The sequence below is a fragment of the Phenylobacterium sp. genome (genome assembly GCF_030697305.1).
GTDB lineage: Bacteria > Pseudomonadota > Alphaproteobacteria > Caulobacterales > Caulobacteraceae > Phenylobacterium.
Window position 1 is genome coordinate 25,852 of record NZ_JAUYQL010000109.1, and the last position, 6,994, is coordinate 32,845.

Annotated in this window: 5 protein-coding genes; 3 read left to right on the forward strand and 2 right to left on the reverse strand. The window is 67.6% G+C overall.

The genetic code is table 11. From position 1 onward, the window contains the following. Nucleotides 1-71 precede the first annotated feature (71 nt). Complete coding sequence (locus tag Q8R27_RS11295) at nt 72-611, forward strand: GNAT family N-acetyltransferase (RefSeq protein ID WP_305699115.1); 540 nt, start codon at nt 72-74, stop codon at nt 609-611. A 6-nt stretch (nt 612-617) separates the two neighbouring features. Here Q8R27_RS11295 and tpiA read toward each other — a convergent pair whose 3' ends face one another. Beyond that, a complete protein-coding gene (gene tpiA, locus Q8R27_RS11300) occupies nt 618-1,361 on the reverse strand; it encodes a triose-phosphate isomerase (RefSeq protein WP_305699116.1) in 744 nt (247 codons plus the stop codon). A 125-nt stretch (nt 1,362-1,486) separates the two neighbouring features. On the opposite strand from tpiA, the gene Q8R27_RS11305 reads away from it, so the two are divergent. Next, complete coding sequence (locus tag Q8R27_RS11305) at nt 1,487-3,415, forward strand: peptidylprolyl isomerase (protein WP_305699117.1); 1,929 nt, start codon at nt 1,487-1,489, stop codon at nt 3,413-3,415. Continuing rightward, complete coding sequence (gene trpE, locus Q8R27_RS11310) at nt 3,412-4,950, forward strand: anthranilate synthase component I (protein ID WP_305699118.1); 1,539 nt, start codon at nt 3,412-3,414, stop codon at nt 4,948-4,950. Before Q8R27_RS11305 ends, trpE begins: the two co-directional genes overlap by 4 nt. Here trpE and Q8R27_RS11315 read toward each other — a convergent pair. Next, complete coding sequence (locus tag Q8R27_RS11315) at nt 4,943-6,736, reverse strand: DUF4153 domain-containing protein (protein ID WP_305699119.1); 1,794 nt, start codon at nt 6,734-6,736, stop codon at nt 4,943-4,945. The genes trpE and Q8R27_RS11315 overlap by 8 nt on opposite strands. Nucleotides 6,737-6,994 lie beyond the last annotated feature (258 nt).

A 6,994-nucleotide genomic window follows, 5' to 3' on the forward strand; every position in this document is an offset into this window, starting at 1 on the left:
AGAAGCGCGCGCTCTACCACTCGGCTTGGCGTAAGGCCATAGCTAGGGCGTCACGGGCTGCGGACAAGGGCATGGGATTTCCGACCGATCGAGCGCCAATCCTGGAGACCCCCCGCCTTCGGCTGGAGCCGCAGACCGTGGACGACGCCGATGCGCTGTTCCCGATCCTGCGCGATCCCGCCAGCGTCGGCATCTGGGGTTGGGCGCAGGTCGAGGATCCGGAACGCGCTGTGGAGATCGTCTCGGGTCAGGCCGCGGAGGCGCGCACCGGGCGCGCCCTGCACTGGACCATGCGCAGCCTCGCCAACGATGCGCTGACTGGTTGTTGCGACCTGACGGGCATCGACCGCAAGTTGCGCCGCGCCGAACTGGGCTTCCTGTTGGGCCCCGCCGCTAAAAGCCAGGGACATGGCCTGGAGGCGTTGCAGGCCGTGGTGGTCTACGCCGCGACCCGCGGCATCCGCCGCCTGCAGGCCTGCGCCCCGCTGGGCGCCCGCGCCGCCGAGACGTTGATCGAGGCCCTGGGTTTCACCGAAGTCGGCGTGCTCCGCGGTCAGGTCGAACGCGACGGCGAACGCCGCGACGGCCGGCTCTATTCCCTGACCCTGTAGCGCTGCTCAGGCCGCGCCGATGATCGCCAGGAAGTCCTGGGCTTTCAGCGAGGCGCCGCCGACCAATGCGCCTCCCACCTCGGCCGCATGCAGGATCTCAGCGGCGTTCGATGGCTTCACCGAGCCGCCGTAGAGGATCGGCGCGCGGTCGGAGGCTTCGCCCAGCACGTCGCGCAAGGTCGCCCGAATCGCCAGATGCACCTCCTCGATCTCGGCGACGCTGGGGGTCAGGCCGGTGCCGATCGCCCAGACCGGCTCATAGGCGACGCTGAACGCCCGCCCCGCGAGCTCCGGCGGCAACGAGCCGCGCACTTGGCCGGTGACAACCTCCAGCGCCCTGCCCGCCTTGCGTTCCTCAAGCGTCTCGCCGACGCAGACGATGGGCTCCAGGCCGCCGCGCAGCGCCGCTAAGGCCTTGGCCGCCACCAGCGCGTCGGTCTCGCCATAGCCGGCGCGCCGCTCCGAGTGTCCGAGGATCACCAGGCGCGCGCCGGCCTGCGCCAGCATCTCTGCGGAGACGTCGCCGGTGAAGGCGCCCGACGCCTCGGCGCGGCAGTCCTGTCCGCCGACCTCGACCTTCGATCCGGCCAGCGCGCGCGCCATACGTTCGATCAAAGTCGCCGGAGGACAGATCGTGACCCGAACCGCGCTCGCGCCCAGGCCCGAGGCGACCGCGGCGGCTTCAACCAGGTCGTTCTCCACTCCGTTCATCTTCCAGTTGCCGGCGATCAGCGGGATGGGTGCGGTCATCTGAGAAGGTCCTGAGCAGCTATGCCGCGCGGTTAAGCCATGTCGTCGTCGCTGTCACGTGCTTGCCGGGAGAGAGCGGCCTCCACTATACCCCCCGCACGTCCTCGCGCCCGGGAAGGGGTTCCATGCTCTCCGCCATCCGCAACTTCGCGAAATCCTGGGTCGCCGCGGTCCTGATCGGCCTGCTGATCGTCAGCTTCGCCGTCTTCGGGATTAGCGACATCTTCAACAAACAACAGACCTCGAATGCGGTGATCGTGGCCGGAAAGCGCCAAGTCACCGGCGCCGAGTTCCGCCGGGAATTCGACAGCTTCAAGCGCAACGCCGAGCAGCAGGCCGGCCAACCGCTCTCGACGGAGCTGGCCGTGGCCAACGGCCTCGACGCGCGCCTGCTGCAGGAACTGACCAACCGCGCGGCGTTCGGCGAGCTGATGCGCCGGGTCGGCGTCATCGCGCCCGACAGCCTGGTGGTCTCTGAGATCCGTAAGATCCCGGCCTTCTTCGACCAGATGACCGGCCGCTTCGACGAGAAGCTCTACCAACAGAAGCTGGGTGAGAACCAACTGACGCGCGAGCAGTTCGAACAGCTCGTTCGCGACGACCTGTCGGAGAACCAACTGGCCAAGGGCCTGGTCAGCGGGATGCGCGCGCCGCGGGCCTATACCGCCCTGGCCGCGGCCTACGGGCTTGAGACCCGCGACATCGGCTATTTCACCATCGAGCCTTCCAGTGTGCCGGCGCCTCCCGCGCCGACCGACGCCCAACTCACCGGCTTCATGAAATTGCACGCGGCAGAACTCACGCGCCCCGAGCTGCGCATCCTGACTGTGGTCAGCTTCAGCCCGGCCAATGTCGCGGCCAACCTGCCGATCGACGAGAAGGCGCTGATGGAGCGCTACAATTTCCGCAAGGACACGCTGTCGCAGCCCGAGACCCGCTCGCTGGTGCAGATCCCGGTGAAGGACGCCGCGGCCGCCGCGCTCGTCGCCGCCCGACTCGGCAAAGGCGAGGATCCGACCGCCGTCGCCAAGTCGGTCGGCGCCCAGGCGATCAGCTACGTCGGCAAACCAAAGTCGGCGATCCCCGATCGCAAGGTGGCTGACGCGGCCTTCGCCCTCACGCCTGGCCAGGTCAGCGGCCCAGTACAAGGCGATCTGGGCCTGGCGGTGGTGAAGGTGCTGAAATCGACGCCTGGGCGCACCGTCTCACTGGAGGAGATCCGCCCCCAGCTCGAGGCCGAACTGCGCAAGGACGCCGCCGCCGAGAAGGTATACGCCCTCACTCAGGCTTATGATGACGCCCATGCCGGCGGCGCGAGCCTTACCGAGGCCGCCCAGAAGGCCGGCGTCCCGGCCTTGACCCTGCCGGCGATCGCCAAGGACGGCCGCAATCTCGAGGGCCAGCAACTCCAGGGTATGCCGCCTAAACTGCTGGACACCGCCTTCGGCCTGCCGCTCGGCGGCGAGAGCGAAGTGCAGGAGACCGGCGACGGTTCGTATTATGCGGTGCGCGTGGAGAAGATCCTGCCCGCCGCCGTCCCGCCGCTGGCCGAGATCAAGCCGCAGCTGACCCGCGTCTGGATCATGGAGGAGACCGTGAAGCGCCTGCAGGCGCGCGCCGACCAGTTCGCCGAACGCCTTCGCAAAGGCGAGAGCCTGGAAGCGGTGGCGAGCGCGGCTGGCGCAAAGCCCTCGCGCGCACTCGCACTGGACCGTGCGACCGCGGCGCAGAACAAGGCGCTGTCGGGAGAAGCGCTCGGCAGGGCGTTCTCCGCGAAGCCCGGCGATGTGTTCATCGCGCCGGGTGCGACGCCCGGCCTGGTGGTCGCCAAGCTGGAGGCCGTCCGCGCCAAGCCTGACGCCCAGATGGCGCGGATGACCGAAGAGGCCCGCCCGCAGATGACCATGGTGCTGTTCCGCGACATCGGCGACAGCGCACGTCGCGCGGCCCGCGAGCAGCTCAAGGTCAAGGTCAACACGGCCGCCGCCCGCGCGGCGATCGGACTGGAACCGGCGGTCGCCAAGGGCGCGGCCAAGGGAGAAAAGGCGAAATGAACGTCGAGCCAGCTTTCGAGTCCTTCGAGCATCTTTACGCCAGCGGCGCGCCGCAGCTCGTCTGGACCCGGCTGATCGACGACCTGGAGACCCCGGTCTCGGCCTATCTGAAGATCGGCCACGGCAGGCCCTACGCCTTCCTGTTCGAATCCGTCGAGGGCGGCGCCTGGCGCGGTCGCTATTCCGTGATCGCCCTGAACCCCGACCTGGTGTGGCGCTGTCGTGGCGATCAGGCAGAGGTCGCCGAGGGCGAGGACATCGCCACCGAGACCTTCACGCGCCAGCCGGGCGGCGCGCTTGATTCCCTGCGCGATCTGCTCGCCGCCTCACGCATCGACCTGCCCGAGGGTCTGCCGCCGATGTCGGCGGGCGTCTTCGGCGCGCTGGGCTACGACATGATCCGGCTGGTGGAGCACCGCCTGCCTGGCGGCCTGCCCGATCCGCTGAACCTGCCGGACGGCCTGATGACGCGCCCGTCGGTGGTGGCGATCTTCGACGCCGTCGCCCAGGAGATCATCCTGGTCACCACGGCCAGGCCGAACTCGGCCACGGCGCCCCAGGCTTTCGCCGCCGCCAAGGCCCGGCTGGCCGGCATCGTCGAGGATCTGCGCAAACCGACCCCGCGCCTGACCGGCGCAGCGACGCCAGAGCCGGACGCCTTCACCACGCCGATCGACCGCGAGCGCTATCGCGGCATTGTCGAGAAGGCCAAGGGCTACATCGGCGCCGGCGACATCTTCCAGGTGGTGCCCAGCCACCGTTTCCGCGCGCCCTTCGCGCGCGATCCGTTTGCGCTCTACCGGTCGCTGCGGCGGATGAACCCCTCGCCGTTCCTATTTTATCTGAATTTCGGCGACTTCCAGATGGCCGGCTCGTCGCCCGAGATCCTTGTGCGGCTGCGCGACGGCAAGATCACCATCCGCCCGCTGGCCGGAACTCGTCCGCGCGGCGCGACCCCGGCTGAGGATCTGGCGCTCGAACAGGAGTTGCTCGCCGACCCCAAGGAGCGCGCCGAACACCTCATGCTGCTGGACCTGGGCCGCAACGACGCCGGCCGCGTCGCCATGCTGGGCCAGGACGGCCGCAACGCCCCGAAGGACGGCGCTTCATCGGGCCCGCACGTGCGCGTCACCAACAGCTTCTTCGTCGAACGCTACAGCCACGTGATGCACTTGGTCTCCAATGTCGAGGCCGATGCGCCGCACGATCCCGACCCGGTGGACGTGCTGATGGCCGCCCTGCCCGCCGGCACCCTGTCGGGTGCGCCCAAGGTGCGGGCGATGGAGATCATCGACGAACTTGAGGTCGAGAAGCGCGGCATCGCATACGCGGGCGCCGTCGGCTACTTCGGCTGCGACGGCTCGATCGACACTTGCATCGTCCTGCGCACCGCCTGCTTCAAGGATGGGACCATGTACATCCAGGCGGGCGGCGGCGTGGTCGCCGACTCCGACCCGGACGCCGAGTACGACGAGACCCTACAAAAGGCCCGAGCCCTGCGCCGCGCCGCCGAGGAATCCTGGCGCTTCATCTGATTGGCGGCGGGCAAGCGGCCTCGGACTGGACAACCATCCGATTGCCGTCGATTTCGACATCGCGCCAGGGCGCTGGTTCGACGAGCACACGATATCGCCCGGCCATCAAAGCCTCCGGCTCTTTGCCGCACGTCCTCCCAGCGAGGCCGCCGACCCGAACCCAGCGCTCGCCTTCATCCTCAAAAACCGACCAGCCCTGGTTGAAAAGAATGATCTCGGCCGTCCCGTCTGCGTTGAGGTCCACCACAGCCGCCGTGCATCGTTGCCAGTCGTTCGCGCACGGCCTCAGCGGGTCGGCGAGCTCTGGCCACGTCTGCGTCAGGAAGGACGCAGGGAGCTTGGCTCCATCCGCCATCTTCACAAGCGCCGATCGCTCCACGGGTGTTGGCGGGGCGGCTTGTCCAATTGCGCTAGCGCTGTCCTGTTTCGCAACTAGCGCCAACCGACTGATCTCAGCAGCGTGCAACCCTTCCGTTTTCGCAACCAGACGGTTCAATGCGTCACGGCCGTACCGGCCGGACTTCGACTGCAGGAACCGGTAGTCGAAATGTTCTGGCCGGACGAGCCCAGCCTCCAGACGGCGGACCTGGTCGCCTACCGACAATCGCCGGGCGTCGGCCAGCGGCGAAAACAGGGCGACAAGCAGCGCGACGATCAGGTGTGCCGCCGCCACGTTGGTAACCTCGATGCGTTTGAGCCACGGTCGCTTCGGCAGGGCCGCGGCGATGTAGCCGACAGCGTAGCAGGCCGCGACAAGCGTGCAGGCGATGGCGCTCACGCGGTCCGGGCTCAGCCCGTACTGTCGCACGCGAAGCCAGATCCCGTAGGCGGCGATGATCACCAGTGGCGCGACGACCATGCTCGCGATCCGCGCGGACCACTCTAGCGCCGCCGGCGGAAATTCCTCGCGCTCGCCATCTTGATAGGCGGCGTTGACAAGGATGATCAGGGCGGCGGCTGAACCGAGAAGGATCGCGCCGGCATGTCGCGTCTCCCAGAGGGGCTGCAGGCCGGTGAAGGGTAGCGCGGCCAAAAATCCGGCCACCATCAGCGTCATTACTGGAAGCAGAAAGGACAGGAGGGTGAGCGCGATCGTGCGCGTCCCGCGCACCAGGCTAGCTCGGACGTCGGTGACGTGGACGGAAAAGGCGAAAAACAACCCAAGGGCGGGGAATGCGAACCAGGTCTCGCCCAGCAGATCGCGCAGGAAACGCAGACCGATCAGGTCGAACAGCAATGCACCCAGCCAGAGCAGGAGCCAGGACACCCCGACGAACATGCCGGAAAGCACGGCCCGGACCCCATCCTTCCAGCCCTCGTCGAAGTAGCGCTCGTAGGTTGCGATCCTGCGCCGGTCGAGATCCGCCGCCGTGACGAGTTCGTGCGCGACGAATGTTCCGACCGCCACGAAGGCGATCAACCCGGAGGAGGGCCAAAGACCGCTCGCACCTCTCAGGCTAACAAAGCCGTCCACGGCGCCAAGCCCCGCCAGGACAATCGAAAGCGCCGCAATCCAGATGAGCGCGCTCCGCTCACGGATCGTCCCCAACGCCCCCAAAGCGGCCGGCGGAAGAAAAAGGGCGATCAAAGCGAACGCGCCGAAAAGTGGCGCTGAAGGTTCGGGCTCGAAGTACGTGTTACGCGTTAGCGCCGATATATTCACCGCGTCTTGAATCGCTTTCAGCGCAAAGAGCGCCACGCCCTGCGCAAGGCCGACCCCCAATCGAATCCGCAGCAAATTGAAGGATTTTGGGTCTTTGAGCTCAACTCGCGCTTCCGCTGCCACGGTTCCCCCTCGTTTAAATGCGCAATACGCGCTGTGCGTTCGAATTGCGTGATCGGCAACCTTGAAGCGTGACTATGGCGCCGCTGCGCGTGAGGCGGGAGTCATCTGTGCCTTGATTGGCGGCGGGTGGGCCGTCATCAGACTGTCGCGGCTGCGCGGCAGAACCGACCTCCCTGCATCCGGGAATGGTCATGGCCAGCGAACTCGACGACGGCGTGCTCGCCGAGATGGACCGCATCAAGCGGGAGATCGCCGACA

What these genes read in the sequence shown, in the direction of transcription:
- Q8R27_RS11295 (WP_305699115.1), top strand. Translation starts at nt 72, where the DNA reads ATGGGATTTCCGACCGATCGAGCGCCAATCCTGGAGACCCCCCGCCTT.
- tpiA (WP_305699116.1), bottom strand. Translation starts at nt 1,361, where the DNA reads ATGACCGCACCCATCCCGCTGATCGCCGGCAACTGGAAGATGAACGGA.
- Q8R27_RS11305 (WP_305699117.1), top strand. Translation starts at nt 1,487, where the DNA reads ATGCTCTCCGCCATCCGCAACTTCGCGAAATCCTGGGTCGCCGCGGTC.
- trpE (WP_305699118.1), top strand. Translation starts at nt 3,412, where the DNA reads ATGAACGTCGAGCCAGCTTTCGAGTCCTTCGAGCATCTTTACGCCAGC.